15 protein-coding genes are annotated in these 14,515 nt (G+C 73.8%); 13 read left to right on the plus strand and 2 right to left on the minus strand.

Annotated features, from left to right (window positions below; translation table 11 throughout):
* Positions 1-63: 63 nt before the first annotated feature.
* The 8 genes from ACFYW3_RS00930 (at position 64) to ACFYW3_RS00965 (ending at position 7,755) form a co-directional block, all read left to right on the plus strand.
* Entirely contained in the window at positions 64-1,236 is a 1,173-nt protein-coding gene (locus ACFYW3_RS00930; protein ID WP_351758793.1) for an FAD-binding oxidoreductase, read from the plus strand.
* Positions 1,233-1,610, plus strand: a complete 378-nt coding sequence (locus ACFYW3_RS00935) for a (2Fe-2S)-binding protein (protein WP_389385153.1) — start codon at positions 1,233-1,235, stop codon at positions 1,608-1,610. Before ACFYW3_RS00930 ends, ACFYW3_RS00935 begins: the two co-directional genes overlap by 4 nt.
* On the plus strand, positions 1,591-2,991 hold the full coding sequence (locus tag ACFYW3_RS00940; RefSeq protein WP_389385154.1) for an NAD(P)/FAD-dependent oxidoreductase: 1,401 nt from the start codon (positions 1,591-1,593) through the stop codon (positions 2,989-2,991). Before ACFYW3_RS00935 ends, ACFYW3_RS00940 begins: the two co-directional genes overlap by 20 nt.
* A gap of 83 nt (positions 2,992-3,074) precedes the next feature.
* On the plus strand, positions 3,075-3,992 hold the full coding sequence (locus ACFYW3_RS00945) for a dihydrodipicolinate synthase family protein (RefSeq protein ID WP_351758801.1): 918 nt from the start codon (positions 3,075-3,077) through the stop codon (positions 3,990-3,992).
* Positions 3,993-4,009: 17 nt separating this feature from the next.
* Positions 4,010-5,014: a proline racemase family protein gene (locus ACFYW3_RS00950; protein ID WP_351758803.1), complete on the plus strand. Its 1,005-nt coding sequence runs from the start codon at positions 4,010-4,012 to the stop codon at positions 5,012-5,014.
* A complete protein-coding gene (locus tag ACFYW3_RS00955; RefSeq protein WP_389385155.1) occupies positions 5,011-6,048 on the plus strand; it encodes a proline racemase family protein in 1,038 nt (345 codons plus the stop codon). The genes ACFYW3_RS00950 and ACFYW3_RS00955 overlap by 4 nt, the downstream gene beginning before the upstream one ends.
* 23 nt (positions 6,049-6,071) lie before the next feature.
* Positions 6,072-6,989, plus strand: a complete 918-nt coding sequence (locus ACFYW3_RS00960; RefSeq protein ID WP_389385604.1) for an ornithine cyclodeaminase family protein — start codon at positions 6,072-6,074, stop codon at positions 6,987-6,989.
* Positions 6,990-7,044: 55 nt separating this feature from the next.
* Entirely contained in the window at positions 7,045-7,755 is a 711-nt protein-coding gene (locus ACFYW3_RS00965) for a GntR family transcriptional regulator (protein WP_351758812.1), read from the plus strand.
* Between the two features lie 104 nt (positions 7,756-7,859).
* On the opposite strand, the gene ACFYW3_RS00970 is transcribed toward ACFYW3_RS00965, so the two are convergent.
* Positions 7,860-8,117, minus strand: a complete 258-nt coding sequence (locus tag ACFYW3_RS00970; RefSeq protein WP_351373781.1) for a hypothetical protein — start codon at positions 8,115-8,117, stop codon at positions 7,860-7,862.
* A complete protein-coding gene (locus ACFYW3_RS00975) occupies positions 8,104-8,376 on the minus strand; it encodes a DUF6400 family protein (protein ID WP_351758815.1) in 273 nt (90 codons plus the stop codon). Before ACFYW3_RS00975 ends, ACFYW3_RS00970 begins: the two co-directional genes overlap by 14 nt.
* Positions 8,377-8,614: 238 nt before the next feature.
* On the opposite strand from ACFYW3_RS00975, the gene ACFYW3_RS00980 reads away from it, so the two are divergent.
* From ACFYW3_RS00980 to ACFYW3_RS01000, 5 genes are read left to right on the plus strand one after another with little or no spacing between them, the layout of a single operon-like run.
* The gene (locus ACFYW3_RS00980) at positions 8,615-10,360 is read left to right on the plus strand and encodes an ABC transporter substrate-binding protein (RefSeq protein WP_389385156.1); all 1,746 of its coding nucleotides are present in this window, start codon (positions 8,615-8,617) and stop codon (positions 10,358-10,360) included.
* A 32-nt stretch (positions 10,361-10,392) separates the two neighbouring features.
* The gene (locus ACFYW3_RS00985) at positions 10,393-11,457 is read left to right on the plus strand and encodes an ABC transporter permease (RefSeq protein WP_389385157.1); all 1,065 of its coding nucleotides are present in this window, start codon (positions 10,393-10,395) and stop codon (positions 11,455-11,457) included.
* Positions 11,454-12,440, plus strand: coding sequence for an ABC transporter permease (locus tag ACFYW3_RS00990; RefSeq protein ID WP_351758823.1), 987 nt, complete (start codon positions 11,454-11,456; stop codon positions 12,438-12,440). Before ACFYW3_RS00985 ends, ACFYW3_RS00990 begins: the two co-directional genes overlap by 4 nt.
* On the plus strand, positions 12,440-13,441 hold the full coding sequence (locus tag ACFYW3_RS00995; protein WP_389385158.1) for an ABC transporter ATP-binding protein: 1,002 nt from the start codon (positions 12,440-12,442) through the stop codon (positions 13,439-13,441). The genes ACFYW3_RS00990 and ACFYW3_RS00995 overlap by 1 nt, the downstream gene beginning before the upstream one ends.
* Complete coding sequence (locus tag ACFYW3_RS01000; RefSeq protein ID WP_389385159.1) at positions 13,441-14,487, plus strand: ABC transporter ATP-binding protein; 1,047 nt, start codon at positions 13,441-13,443, stop codon at positions 14,485-14,487. The genes ACFYW3_RS00995 and ACFYW3_RS01000 overlap by 1 nt, the downstream gene beginning before the upstream one ends.
* Positions 14,488-14,515 lie beyond the last annotated feature (28 nt).

The following is a 14,515-nucleotide window of genomic DNA, read 5'->3' on the forward strand; positions in this document are numbered from 1 at the left end:
CGGGGGGCGGGACCGGCCCCGGAGTGCCTAGGCACCCTATAAAGAATGTGACATATTACTGCCGTGCCCCAGAGACACTCCCTGGACGTCGTCGTCATCGGCGCCGGCGTCGTCGGCGCCGCGTGCGCGTACCACGCCGGCCGCGCCGGACTCTCCGTGGCCGTCGTGGACCGCGGCCCCGTGGCCGGGGGCACCACCGGCGCCGGCGAGGGCAACCTGCTCGTCTCCGACAAGGAGGCCGGGCCCGAACTCGACCTGGCCCTGCTGTCGGCGAGGCTGTGGCGCGAACTCGCCGAGGTCCTCCCGCAGGCCGTGGAGTACGAGGCCAAGGGCGGACTGGTCGTCGCACCGGACGACACCACGATGAAGGCCCTGCGCGCCTTCGCCCGGGGCCAGCGCGGCGCGGGCGTCGACGCCGTCGAGGTGGGACCGGGGGAGCTGCGCGAGCTGGAACCCCATCTGGCCCCGGGGCAGGCGGGCGGCTTCCACTACCCGCAGGACGCCCAGGTCCACCCCGCGCAGGCGGCGGCGCGACTGCTCGCCGCCTCCGGCGCCCGGGTCCACCTCGGGGAAGAGGTCACCGGGCTCCTCACCGAGGGCGGCCGGGTGTGCGGGGTGCGCACCGGTCGCCGGGAGCTGCGGGCGCCGGCCGTCGTCAACGCCGCCGGGACCTGGGGCGGGAGGATCGCCGAACTCGCCGGAACCACCCTGCCGGTGCTGCCGCGCCGCGGTTTCGTCCTGGTGACGGAGCCGCTGCCGAGGGTGGTCCGGCACAAGGTGTACGCCGCCGACTACATCGCGGACGTGGCCAGCGGCTCCGCGGCCCTCCAGTCCTCGGCGGTCGTCGAGGGCACCCCCTCGGGGCCGGTGCTCATCGGGGCGACCCGGGAACGGGTCGGCTTCGAACGGGGCCTGTCCACGCGGGCGCTGCGCCGGCTCGCCGCGCAGGCGGCCGTGCTGTTCCCGGTACTGGCCGACGTACGGGTGCTGCGCACCTACCACGGCTTCCGGCCCTACCTGCCCGACCACCTCCCGGCGATCGGCCCCGACCCCCGGGCCCCCGGGCTGCTGCACGCCTGCGGCCACGAGGGCGCCGGCATCGGCCTGGCGCCGGCCACCGGGCTGCTGATCGCCGCGGCCCTCACCGGGACCGAACCCCCGCTGGACCCGCGTCCGTTCCGCCCGGACCGGTTCGGCCCCCCGGCCACCGGCGAACCGAAGGAGACCAGGCGATGACCGGCCCCACCGACCCCGAGCGCCCACCGCGCGGCCCCCTGCGCCGGCTGCTTCGCGGACCCGCCCGGTCGCCCCGCGACCTGGTCGGCGGCGCGCCCCGGGCCACGTACGTCCTGCGCTTCGACGGCCGCGAACTGCCCGCGAGCGCGGGCCAGAGCATCGCCGCCGCCCTCTGGGGCGCGGGCGTCCTCGCCTGGCGCACCACCCGCGAGAACGGTGCGCCGCGCGGGGTGTTCTGCGGGATCGGGAGCTGCCACGACTGCCTCGTCACCGTCAACGGGAGCCCGAACCGGCGCGCATGCCTGACCCCGGCCCGCCCCGGGGACACCGTCACCACCCAGGAAGGGACCGGCCGTGGCGAACTCGGCGTCTGACGGCGCGCCCCGCGACCTCGCCGTCGTCGGCGCGGGCCCCGCCGGGCTCGCCGCCGCCGTCGCGGCAGCCGACCTCGGGCTGCGCGTCACCCTGTTGGACGCGGGGGAGCGGCCGGGCGGCCAGTACTACCGGCGTCCCGCGCCCGCGCTCGGCGCGGCCCGCCCCGAGGTCCTGCACCACGACTGGGCCGCGTTCGCCACCCGCGAGGCCGCCCTGAGCGCCCACGTGTCGGCGGGCCGGATCACCCACCTCCCGCTCCACCACGTGTGGACCGTCGTCCCGGACGGCGCCGAGCTGCTGCTGCACGCCGTCGCCGGACCCGAGGAAGAGGCCGTCGCCGTACGGGCCCGCGCCGTGCTCCTGGCCACCGGCGCCTTCGAGCGTCAACTGCCCTTCCCCGGCTGGACGCTGCCCGGGGTGATCGGGGCCGGCGGTGCGCAGGCCATGCTCAAGGGCGGGCTCGTGCTGCCGGGCCGGCGGATCGTCGTCGCCGGGAGCGGGCCGCTGCTGCTCGCCGTGGCCGGTTCCCTCGCGGCGGCCGGCGCCACCGTCCCGGCGGTGGTGGAGGCCGCCGCGTACACCGGGTACGCCGGCCGGCTCCCCGCGCTGCTGCGCAACCCCGGCAAGCTCGGCGAGGCCGCCACGTACGGCGGGGCCCTGATGCGGCACGGGATCCGCCTGCTCACCCGGCACGCCGTCACCGAGGCCCACGGCGCCGACCGGGTCGAGGCGGTGACCGTGGCCCGACTCGACCGGCAGTGGCGGCCCGTGCCCGGCACCGCCCGGCGCGTCCCCTGCGACGCCCTCGCCGTGGGCCACGGGCTGGTGCCGCAACTGGAACTGGCCACCGCTCTGGGCTGCGCCACCCGACTCGGGGCGGACGGCGTTGTCGCCCTGGAGGTGGACGCGCGTCAGCGGACCTCCGTGCCGGGCGTCTGGTCGGCGGGGGAGACCGGTGGCGTCGGCGGAGCCCGACTGGCCCTGGTGGAAGGGGAGATCGCGGCCCACGCGATCGCCGGCCGGCCCGTCCCCGGCGCCCTCGGCCGCCGGCGTGCGCGGCTGCGCGCGTTCGCCGAGGCGATGGGCGCCGCCCACCGTCCGGGGGCGGGGTGGACCGGATGGCTGCGGGAGGACACCGAGGTGTGCCGCTGCGAGGAGGTCCCCGTCGGCCCGATCCGCGAGGCGGTCCGCGACCTCGGTGCGCGGGACGCCCGAACCGTCAAACTGCTCACCCGGGCGGGGATGGGCTGGTGTCAGGGCCGGATGTGCGGCCCGGCCGTCGCCGCCCTCGCGGGGCGGGACCCGGACCCGGACCGCAGGCCGCTGTCCTGTCCGGTCCCGCTGCGCCGGCTCGCCGAACTGCCCGACAAGGAAGGGTGATCGACCCCGATCCGCGATCCCGGACCCTTGTGGGCTTCCTGCGCCCACTAGTAAAATGTCACACACCACTCTAGGGAGCTCTCATGACCCACGCGCACACCCCCGCGCCCGCCCGCACCCGCCCCTGGCACGGAATCATGGTCGCCACCGCACTGCCCCTGCGCGAGGACCTGACCGTCGACCACGACGCCTACGCCGAACACGTGGCCTGGCTGATCGCCAACGGCTGTGACGGCGTCGTCCCCAACGGCTCCCTCGGGGAGTACCAGACCCTCACCGACGAGGAGCGGGCCCGGGTCGTCCGTACGGCCGTCGAGGCGGCCGGCGACGGCGAGCGGGTCATGCCCGGCGTCGCCGCCTACGGCAGCGCCGAGGCCCGCCGCTGGGCCGACCAGGCCGCCGAGGCGGGCGCGGGCTCCGTCCTGCTGCTGCCCCCCAACGCCTACCGCGCCGACGAGCGGGCCGTACGGGAGCACTACGCCCAGGTCGCCCGCGCGGGCCTGCCCGTCGTGGCCTACAACAACCCCATCGACACCAAGGTGGACCTGACCCCGGCCCTGCTGGCCCGGCTGCACGCCGACGGCAGCATCGTCGCCGTCAAGGAGTTCTCCGGCGACGTCCGCCGCGCCTACGAGATCGCGGAACTCGCCCCCGGACTCGACCTCCTCGTCGGAGCCGACGACGTGCTCCTCGAACTCGCCCTCGCCGGAGCCGTCGGCTGGATCGCCGGCTACCCCAACGCCCTGCCCCGCTCCTGCGCCACCCTCTACCGGGCCGCCGTCGCGGGCGACCTCGACACCGCACTGCCCCTCTACAAGTCCCTGCACAGTCTGCTGCGCTGGGACTCCAAGACCGAGTTCGTCCAGGCCATCAAACTCTCCATGGACCTGGCCGGCCGCCCCGGCGGAGCCACCCGCCCGCCCCGCTTCCCGCTGACCGGCGAGACCGAGGCGGCGGTCCGGGCCGCCACCGAGAAGGCCCTCGCCGAAGGCCTCAACTAGCCCCGCCGGGAGTCCACATGCGTACACGACACATCTACCACGCGGTCGATTCGCACACCGAGGGCATGCCGACCCGGGTGATCACCGGCGGTGTCGGGGTGATCCCCGGAGCCACCATGGCGCAGAAGCGACTGCACTTCATCGAGCACCTCGACCACGTCCGCACGCTGCTCATGTACGAGCCGCGCGGACACTCCGCGATGAGCGGCGCCATCCTGCAACCCCCCACCCGACCCGACGCCGACTTCGGCGTGCTCTACATCGAGGTGTCGGGCCTGCTCCCCATGTGCGGACACGGCACCATCGGGGTGGCCACGGTGCTCGTCGAGACCGGCATGGTGCCGGTCGTCGAACCGGTCACCACCGTCCGCCTCGACACCCCGGCCGGGCTGGTGAGCGTGGACGTCCGGGTCGAGGACGGCGCCGCCCTGTCCGCCACCTTCACCAACGTCCCCGCCTTCGCCGTCGCCCTCGACCGCAAGGTCGAGGTCCCCGGCTTCGGCACCGTCACCCACGACCTCGCCTACGGCGGCAACTTCTACGCCTTCGTCGAACTCGACGCCCTCGGACTGCCCTTCGACCGTGCCCGCGGCGACGAACTGCTCGCCGCCGGACTCGCCGTCATGGACGCCGTCAACGCCTCGGACGACCGGCCCGTCCACCCCGAGGACCCCTCCATCGCCGGCGTCAAACACGTCTACCTCGCCGCCCCCGGATCCGACGCCCGCCGCTCCCGGCACGCCATGGCCATCCACCCCGGCTGGTTCGACCGCTCGCCCTGCGGTACGGGCACCAGCGCGCGCATGGCCCAACTGCACGCCCGCGGCCTGCTGGAACAGGGCGCGGACTTCGTCAACGAGTCCTTCATCGGCACCGAGTTCACCGGCCGGCTGATCGGGGAGACCACCGTCGGCGGACTCCCGGCGGTCGTCCCCACCGTCACCGGCAGGGCGTGGATCACGGGCACCGCCCAGTACTTCCTCGACCCGTCCGACCCCTTCCCCGGAGGGTTCCTCCTGTGACCACCGCGCCCCGCCCGGTCCACGCCGTCGACTACCACACCGCCGGCGAACCCTTCCGCGTCGTCTGTGACGGCCTCCCCCCGATCCCCGGGGACACCGTCGCCGAGCGCTGCGCCACCGCCATCGGGCCCGGCGGCTCCGGGACGGCCCCACGCCGGGGCCCGCTGGACGAGGTACGGCGTCTGCTGGTGCGCGAACCGCGCGGCCACGCGGGCATGTACGGCGGGTTCGTGGTGCCCCCGGACGACGACGGCGCCCACTTCGGGGTGCTGTTCTGGCACAAGGACGGCTACTCCACGGCCTGCGGGCACGGCGCCATGGCCCTCGGCGCCTGGGCCGTGGACAGCGGCCGGGTCCCCGCCCCGGACACCGGTGACGCGCACGTCCGCATCGACGTGCCCTCCGGACGGGTCGCCGTCACCGTGCACCGCGAGGCGGCCCGCACCACCGGGATCACCTTCCGCAACGTCCCGGCCCGGATCGGCGCCCGCAAGGTCCCGGTGGCCACCACCCTGGGCCCGGTCGAGGTGGACCTCGCGCACGCCGGCGCCTGCTACGCCACCGTCCGGGCACGCGACCTCGGGCTGGACGTCTCCCGCGCGGCGCTGCCCGAACTGGTCCGCGCCGGAAGGGAGATCAGAGCCGCCCTCGCCGGCCACCCCGGTACCTGGCACCCCGACGGACCGCTGCTCTCCGGGGTGTACGGGGTGATCCTCCACGAGGAGCTGCCGGACACCCCCCGCGGACCGCACCAGCGCAACGTCACCGTCTTCGCAGACGGGCAGGTCGACCGCTCGCCCTGCGGCTCCGGGACCTCCGCCCGGCTCGCGCTGCTGGCCGAGGACGGGCGGCTGCGCCCGGGGGAGGAACTGCTCCACGAATCGGTCCTGGGAACGCGGTTCACCGGCCGGCTGCTGCCCGGGACCGCACCCGACGCGCCGGTCACCGAGGTCACCGGCACCGCCCACCGCACCGGCGAGCACACCTTCACCCTCGACCCGCACGACGACCTGGGCACCGGGTTCCTGCTGTGATCCCCCAGTGGCCCGCCGCGCGGATGGCCGCGCTCCTCACCCCGACCGAGGCGGCGGACGCCCTCGCCGACGCGCTGCGGGCCGGGCTCGACCCCGAGACCTGCCCGCCCCGCACCGCCCTGCCCGTGCCCGGCGGGGAACTGCTGCTGATGCCGGCCGCGTTCGGGGGGTACGCCGGCGTGAAGGTCGCCGGGGTGGCCCCCGGGAACCCCGCCCGCGGCCTGCCCCGGATCACCGGCTCGTACCTGCTCCTCGACGGGCCCACGCTGAGCCCGCTCGCCCTCTTCGACGGCGCCGCCCTGACCGCCCTGCGCACCCCGGCGGTGTCGGCGCTCGCGCTGCGCCACCTGGCCCGGGGGGAGAATCCATCGCGCATGGTCCTCTTCGGGTCGGGGCCGCAGGCGTACGGACACCTCGAAGCCGTCCTCGCCGAACGGGGGACGGCGGACGTCGTGGTGGTGGCCCGCGACCCGGCCGGCGCCGGGAAACTGGTCGCGCACGCCCGCGCCCTCGGCGCCGCGGCCCGCACGGGCACGGCGTCCGCGGTGGCGGAGGCCGACCTGATCGTCTGCTGCACCACGGCCCGCGCACCCCTCTTCGACGGCCGGCTCGTCGCCCCGGGCGCCACCGTCGTCGCCGTGGGCTCCCACGAGCCGGACGCCCGGGAGACCGACAGCGCCCTGGTACGGCGCGCGGTCGTGTACGTGGAGGCGCGTGCGGCGGCCCTGCGTGAGGCGGGGGACCTGCTGATCCCGGAGGCGGAAGGCCTCCTGGGGCCAGGCCACGTCGCGGGCACCCTGGCCGACCTGGTCGCCGGACGCGTCCCGCCGCCGGGGCGGGCGGATGCCCCGCGACTCTTCAAGAGTGTGGGCATGGCCTGGGAGGATCTCGCCGTGGCGGTCGCCCTGTTCCGGGCCGCCGGGGCAAGCCGCGCAACGTGACATTGTACGCTGGCCTCTGCTCGCCGCTGGTGTAGTGGTCTCGGAGGAAAACGCAATGGGTGACCTGAAGCAGCACAGTCTCATCAAGGCCCAGGAACGACTTCGGGACCAGGTCGGCCATGCCCTGCGAGCAGCCCTGATAGCGGGTGAACTGCGCCCCGGGAGCGTGTACTCCGCCCCCGGCCTCGCCGCCGAGCTGGGCGTCTCGGCCACCCCCGTGCGCGAGGCCATGCTGGACCTGGCCCGCGAGGGGCTGGTGGAACCGGTCCGCAACAAGGGCTTCCGGATCACCGAGGTCAGCGAACGCGACCTCGACCAGTACACCGAACTCCGCACGATGATCGAGGTTCCGACCATCGGCCGGATCACCGAGATCGCCACCACCGAGCAGTTGGAGGCGCTGCGCCCCGTCGCGTTGGAGATCGTCACCAGCGCCCGGGAGCACAACCTCATCGGCTACCTGGAGGCGGACCGCCGCTTCCACCTGGGCCTGCTGGCCCTCTCCGGCAACGACCGCCTCGTCGAGACGGTCGGCGACCTGCGCAAGCGCTCCCGGCTCTACGGCCTGACCGGCCTCGACGAGGCCGGGAAGCTGGTCTCCTCCGCCGAGGAGCACATCGAGCTGCTCGACCTCATGATCAGCGGTGACGCCGAGGGCGCCCAGGCGTGCATGGTCCGCCACCTCGGCCACGTGCGTTCCCTCTGGGCGCAGGGCCGCGACGAGCCGGTGGGACGCACGCCGGGCCGGCTCGGCTCCGGCGTCTGAGACGGCCCCGTGCGGGCCGCCCGGCCCTGAGCGGCCCGGCGCCGTACGGTCCGGCCGCCTCCGGTCGACCCCCGCGCGGGCCGGTGCTCCGGGCCCGCGCGGGATCAGAGGCGTGAGCCGCCGCCGGTGACCCGGCTCCACAGGGAGCGGGTGGCGCCGAAGCCGCTCTCGTGCGCCCAGACGTGGGTGCAGGCCGGGCACTGGAGGTGGAGCAGGCTCCCGTTGTTGGAGAGCAGGTAGCGCCAGTGGGCGGAACAGGTCCGCCCCTGCCCGCACGGCGCGCAGTCGCGGTCGTCCGCGCAGCTCGGGCAGGGCACCCAGGCGCGGCGTCCGGGATCCGCCTGCGGGTCAAGCGGCAGCACGGCCGCCCCCGCGCGGGGAGAGCACGCCGGCGGCGACGAGCCGGTCGTGCACGCGCTGCTGCTCCTCGTCGAGGCCGGAGTACAGCAGGTCGTACGCGGCCTCCTCGCCGCGGAGCACCTCGACGGGATCCCAGTCGTCGCCGAGGGCGTCCAGGACGTGGGCCCGCCGGAGCACCTCGTGCGCGGTGAGATCGACGTCGAAGCCGACGAGCGCCGGGTCGTCCGGGCCGGTGGTGGGGGTGGGGTCATGTGGGGGCATACGGTCGAACTTAGGTAACCCTTCCTTCTCGCGGCAAGAGGGGGTGGGGCATGTCACAGCGGGTCGGCGGCCCCCTCGGAGGGCCTGTCGTGATCGTCGACGCCCGGTGGATGTCGCCCGAACGTCGCCGACCTTTGAACACGGCTGGGTAACGGCGCGACCGAACCCTTGTCAGTGCAATTTCACATTACTATGTTACCGGTCACATCGTAGAGAGTGCCCCTCCCTGGAGTGACCCATGACCAAGCGCATCCAACTCGCCCTCGCCACCGCTCTGGTGGCGGCACTCGCCGTCGGCGCCTCGGGTTGCTCCGACGCCGGCGGCAAGGGCTCCGCCGGCGGCCCCGCCGCCAACCCCGCCGCGGCCAACGACGGCAAGACGCTCGGCGGCACCCCGACCAAGGGCGGCACCCTGACCGTCCTGTCCAACCAGGACTTCTCCCACCTCGACCCGGCCCGTAACTGGACCATGCCGACCATGGACTTCGGGACCCGCCTGCTCTACCGCACGCTCGTCACCTTCAAGGCCGAACCCGGCAAGGCCGGCAGCGAGTTGGTGCCCGACCTCGCGACCGACCTCGGCACCCCGTCCGACGGCGGCAGAACCTGGACCTTCACCCTCAAGGAGGGCGTCAAGTACGAGGACGGAACCCCCGTCCGCGCCCAGGACGTCAAGTACAACGTCGAGCGCTCCTTCGCACCCGACCTGACCGGCGGACCCGACTACGCCGCCCAGTACCTGGCCGGCGGCGAGAGCTACAAGGGCCCGCTCCAAGGGCAACACCTCGACTCGATCAAGACGCCCGACGACCGCACGATCGTCTTCCAACTGAGGCGCCCGGTCGCCGACTTCTCCGCCACCGCCACCCTGCCGACCTTCGCACCGGTCCCGCAGTCCAAGGAGACGGGCACCCGCTACGACGCCCGCCCCTTCTCCTCCGGTCCCTACAAGATCGAGTCGTACGACCGTGACAAGAAACTGGTCCTGGTCCGCAACGAGCACTGGGACGCCCGCACCGACACCGTCCGCAAGGCCTATCCCGACCGCTTCGTCGTCGTGATGGGCCTCAAGGGCGGCCAGATCGACGACCGCATCATCGCCGGTGAGGGGGCGGACGCCTCCGCCGTCCAGTACTCCGACATGCGGCCCGAGAGCGCGCCGAAGGTCCTGCCCAAGGCGGACGTCAAGGCCCGACTGCTCGCCGAGTCCCAGGGCTGCACGGAGATGCTCCACCTCAACAACTCCCGTGCCCCCTTCGACGATCCCCGGGTTCGCGAGGCCATGCAGTACGCGGTCGACAAGGAAGCCGTGGTCACGGCCGGAGGCGGCCCCGCCCTCAACGAGCCAGCCACCGCCTACCTGCCCCCGGCCCTCTCCGGCGGCCGGCAGGCCGACACCCTCAAGATCCCGCCCGCCGGCGACCCGACCAAGGCCAAGGAACTCCTCAAGGCCGCGGGCAAGGAGAAGCTGAAGGTGTCCCTCGCCGTCTCCACCGGCGACAAGGGCAAGGCCGAGGCCATCCAACAGGGCCTGTCCCGCGCGGGCGTCGAGGTCGTCATCGACACCATCGACCCCGGTGCGTACTACGACGTCATCGGCGATCTCTCCACCACCCCCGACATGACCCTCGCGGGCTGGTGCCCCGACTACCCCTCCGGTTCCACCTGGATCCCCTTCGTCTTCGACGGGCGCACCGTCAAGGAGAAGGGCAACCAGGGCAACTACAGCCAGTTCCGCGACGAGGCGACGACCAAGCGGATCGACGAGATCAACGCCATGTCCGACGCAGGGCAGGCCGAACGGGCCTGGATCGCACTCGACGCGGAGATCATGAAGAAGTCCCCCTCCGTCCCGGTCCTGCTGGAACGCAAGCCCCTGCTCATCGGCACCAACATCGCGGGCGCCTTCGGCCACCCGGTGTGGACCGGCACCGTCGACTACGCCGCGATCGGCCTCAAGGACCCCTCGAAGAGCCGGGGTTGAGGCCCGACGGACACCCGGAAGCCCGTCGAGCCATGACCGACAACCGAGTCGCCGCATCCCAGCCCGCCGACCACCGGCCCGCCGACCACCAGCCTGCCGACCACCGGCCCGCCGACCATCAACGCGCCCACCACCAGTCCGCCGCATCCCAGTCCGCCGCATCCCAACCCGCCGCGGCCCCGGGCAAGGCCGTTCCCCCGGGCAGCAGCCCCTGGCAGCTCGCCCGGCGCGAACTCCGCCGCCGCCCCACCGTCCGCGTCAGCCTCTGCGTCGTCCTCCTCTTCGTCCTGATGGCCGTCGGAGCCCCCTGGCTGGGTTCCCTCGGCGGCTGGTCCCCGAACGAGTTCGACAAGTCCGCCATCGACCCCTACCTCGCGGGCCAACCCCTCGGATCCTTCGGCGGGATCGGCTCCGCGCACTGGCTGGGCGTCGAACCCGTCACCGGCCGCGACCTGTTCGCCCGCGTCGTGGCCGGCGCCCAGGTCTCCCTGCTGATCGCCTTCGCCGCCACCGCCATCGTGGTGGCCGTCGGCACGGCCGCCGGGATCGCCGCCGGCTACTTCGGCGGCCGCGTCGACGCGGTGCTCTCCCGCCTGATGGACCTCACCATGTCCTTCCCGTCCCTGATCTTCATGATCGCCATGCTCTCGGTGGCCAAGGACGTCAACCGGATCGTGCTCATGACCGCCGTCATCGGCCTCTTCGGCTGGCCCGGCGTCGCCCGCGTGGTCCGGGGCCAGACCCTCTCCCTCAAACACCGCGAGTACGTGGACGCCGCCCGCGTCGCCGGCGCCGGCTCCTGGCGCATCCTGACCCGCGACGTCCTCCCGGGCGTCGCCGGGCCGGTCATCGCCTACACCACCCTGCTGATCCCCGGAATGATCAGCACCGAGGCCGCTCTCGGCTACCTCGGTGTCGGGGTCCGCCCGCCCACCCCGTCCTGGGGCCAGATGATCGCCGAGTCCGTGGCCTACTACGAGACCGACCCCGTGTACTTCGTCATCCCGAGCGTCTTCCTCTTCCTCGCGGTCCTCGCCTTCACCCTGCTCGGCGACGCCCTGCGCGACATCCTCGACCCGAGGGGCGGACGGACGTGATCCTCTACCTGGCCCGCCGGCTGCTCGCCCTCGCGGGCGTGCTCCTCGCCATCGCCGCCGTCACCTTCGTCATCTTCCAGGTCCTGCCCTCCGACCCGGCCGCCGCCGCCTGCGGCAAGACCTGCGGCCCCGAACGACTCGCCGACGTCCGCGCGTACCTCGGCCTCGACCAGCCCCTCTGGAGCCGGTTCGGCCACTTCCTCACCGGCATCTTCACCGGCCGCACCCTCGGCACCGGCCAGTACGCCGTCCGGTGCGACTTCCCCTGCCTGGGCTACTCGTACGAGAACTCCCTGCCCGTCTGGGACCTGCTGATGGACCGGCTCCCCGTCTCCGCCTCCCTCGCCGTCGGCGCGGCCGTCCTGTGGCTGGTCCTCGGTCTCGGCGCCGGGGTCACCGCCGCCCTGCGCAAGGACACCGCCACCGACAGGACGCTCATGGTCGGCGCCGTCGCCGCCGCCTCACTGCCCGTCTACTTCACCTCGGTCATGCTGATCTTCGGGGTCATCCGCGTCGCGGGACTGCTGCCCTACCCGACCTACCGGGCCCTCGCCGACGACCCGCTCGGCTGGGCCTCCAACCTGCTCCTGCCCTGGACCGCGCTCGCCCTGCTCTACGCCGCCATGTACGCCCGCCAGAGCCGGGGTTCGATGATCGAGGCGATGGCCGAGCCGTACATCCGCACCGCCCGCGCCAAGGGGATGCCCGAACGCACCGTCGTGGTCAAACACGGGCTGCGCTCCGGCATGACCCCCATCCTCACCATCTTCGGCATGGACCTCGGCGGACTGCTGGCCGGCGCCGTCATCACCGAGTCCATCTTCGGACTCCCCGGCGTCGGGCGGTTGTTCTACGGGGCGCTCGTCAGCTCCGACCAGCCCGTGGTCCTCGGAGTCACCCTGCTCGCCGCCTTCTTCATCGTCCTCGCCAATCTCGCCGTGGACCTCCTGTACGCCGTCGTCGACCCGAGGGTGAGGTACTGATGGACGCCCCCGCACCACCGCCGCCACTGCTCGAAGTCCGCGACCTGCGCGTCACGTTCACCACCCCGCGCGGGGTGGTCCGGGCCGTCGACTCGCTCGGCTTCACCGTCGAGGCGGGCCGCACGCTCGGCATCGTCGGGGAGTCGGGCTCGGGCAAGTCCGTCACCTCGCTCGCCGTCATGGGCCTGCACCGCGGCGCCGAGGTCGGCGGTTCCGTCGCCCTCGAGGGGCAGGAACTCACCGGGATGTCCGAGAAGCGGCTGTCCCGGATCCGCGGCCGTCGGATGGCCATGATCTTCCAGGATCCGCTGAGCAGCCTGCACCCCTACTACACCGTCGGCGAGCAGATCGCCGAGCACGTCCGCGTGCACCTGCGGTCCGGGCGGGCCGCCGCCCGCAAGCGGGCGGTCGACATGCTCGGCGAGGTCGGCATCCCCGAACCGGCCCGGCGGGCGGGGGAGTACCCGCACCAGTTCTCCGGGGGCATGCGTCAGCGCGCCATGATCGCGATGGCCCTGGCCTGCGAACCGGACCTGCTGATCGCCGACGAGCCGACGACCGCGCTCGACGTCACGGTGCAGGCCCAGATCCTGGAGCTGATCGCCCGCCTCCAGCAGGACCGGGGCCTCGGCGTCGTGATGATCACCCACGACCTCGGGGTGGTGGCCCGCGTCGCCCACGAGGTGCTCGTCATGTACGGCGGCCGGGTCGCCGAACGAGCGGACGTGGACGCGCTGTTCGCGGACCCCGCCCACCCCTACACCCGTGGGCTGCTGGACTCGCTGCCCCGGCTCGACGACCCGGACGACGCCCCGCTGCGGGCCATCGCCGGCTCCCCGCCCTCGCCGGGGACCCCCGCGCCGGGCTGCGCCTTCGCCCCGCGCTGCCCGATGGCCACCGCGCTGTGCACGGACGTACGACCGGAACTCGCGGCCCATGCCGTCGGGCGGACGGTGGCCTGCCACCACGCCGGGACCCGGTACGCGAAGGAGGTGGCCTGATGGCCACGCCCACCACCGGGCTCACCACCACGCCCACCACCGGGCCCACCACCGGGCCCACCTCGGCGGACGCCGTCGCGGACACCCTGTTGTCCGTACGCGACCTGACCATGACCTTTCCCGGCAGGCGGTCGGTGACCGGGCGCCGGGGGGCGCCCGTGCGCGCCGTCGACGGGGTCTCCTTCGACCTCGCGGCGGGCGAGACCCTCGGGCTGGTCGGGGAGTCGGGCTGCGGGAAGTCCACCACCGGTCGGATGCTCGTACGGCTGCTGGAGCCCACCTCCGGCAGTGTCACCTTCGACGGCCGGGACATCAGCCGGCTCTCCCAGGGCGCCCTTCGGCCCCTGCGGCGCGACCTCCAGATGGTGTTCCAGGATCCGCACTCCTCCCTCAACCCGCGCCAGACGGTGGCCCGGATCATCTCCGACCCGCTGCTCGTGCAGGGCTGGTCGGCGGCCGACGCCCGGCGCAGGGCGGTCGAGTTGATGGAACTCGTCGGCCTGGTCCCCGAACACGTCGACCGCTACCCCCACGAGTTCTCCGGCGGTCAGGCCCAACGCGTCGGGATCGCACGCTCGTTGGCCACCGGACCCCGACTGGTCATCGCGGACGAGCCCGTCTCCGCCCTGGACGTCTCCGTACAGGCCCAGATCGTCAACCTGTTGGAGCGGCTGCGCGCGGAACTGGGCCTGGCGTACGTGTTCATCGCCCACGACCTGTCCGTCGTCAAGCGGATCAGCGACCGGGTGGCCGTCATGTACCTGGGCCGGATCGTGGAGATCGGCGACAAACGCGCCCTGTACGAGAACCCCCAACACCCCTACACCCGGGCCCTGCTGTCCGCGGTGCCACTGCCGGACCCGGCCGCCGAGCGGCGGCGCGAGCGGATCGTGCTGCTCGGCGACCCCCCGAGCCCGGCCGCCCCGCCACCCGGGTGCGCCTTCCATCCGAGGTGCCCGAAGGCGCGGGAGATCTGCCGGGCGGAGCGGCCCGTGCTCCGGTCCGCCGCCTCGCGAGAGGTGGCCTGTCACTTCCCGGGTGACTGACGGGGATCCCAGGGAAGGGAGAACGAAG

The sequence above is a fragment of the Streptomyces sp. NPDC002602 genome, from assembly GCF_042889445.1.
Lineage (GTDB): Bacteria > Actinomycetota > Actinomycetes > Streptomycetales > Streptomycetaceae > Streptomyces.

Coding starts and splice junctions, on each gene's coding strand:
- ACFYW3_RS00935 (WP_389385153.1), top strand. CDS start 1,233: ATGACCGGCCCCACCGACCCCGAGCGCCCACCGCGCGGCCCCCTGCGC.
- ACFYW3_RS00945 (WP_351758801.1), top strand. CDS start 3,075: ATGACCCACGCGCACACCCCCGCGCCCGCCCGCACCCGCCCCTGGCAC.
- ACFYW3_RS00950 (WP_351758803.1), top strand. CDS start 4,010: ATGCGTACACGACACATCTACCACGCGGTCGATTCGCACACCGAGGGC.
- ACFYW3_RS00960 (WP_389385604.1), top strand. CDS start 6,072: ATGGCCGCGCTCCTCACCCCGACCGAGGCGGCGGACGCCCTCGCCGAC.
- ACFYW3_RS00965 (WP_351758812.1), top strand. CDS start 7,045: ATGGGTGACCTGAAGCAGCACAGTCTCATCAAGGCCCAGGAACGACTT.
- ACFYW3_RS00975 (WP_351758815.1), bottom strand. CDS start 8,376: ATGCCCCCACATGACCCCACCCCCACCACCGGCCCGGACGACCCGGCG.
- ACFYW3_RS00980 (WP_389385156.1), top strand. CDS start 8,615: ATGACCAAGCGCATCCAACTCGCCCTCGCCACCGCTCTGGTGGCGGCA.
- ACFYW3_RS00985 (WP_389385157.1), top strand. CDS start 10,393: ATGACCGACAACCGAGTCGCCGCATCCCAGCCCGCCGACCACCGGCCC.
- ACFYW3_RS00995 (WP_389385158.1), top strand. CDS start 12,440: ATGGACGCCCCCGCACCACCGCCGCCACTGCTCGAAGTCCGCGACCTG.
- ACFYW3_RS01000 (WP_389385159.1), top strand. CDS start 13,441: ATGGCCACGCCCACCACCGGGCTCACCACCACGCCCACCACCGGGCCC.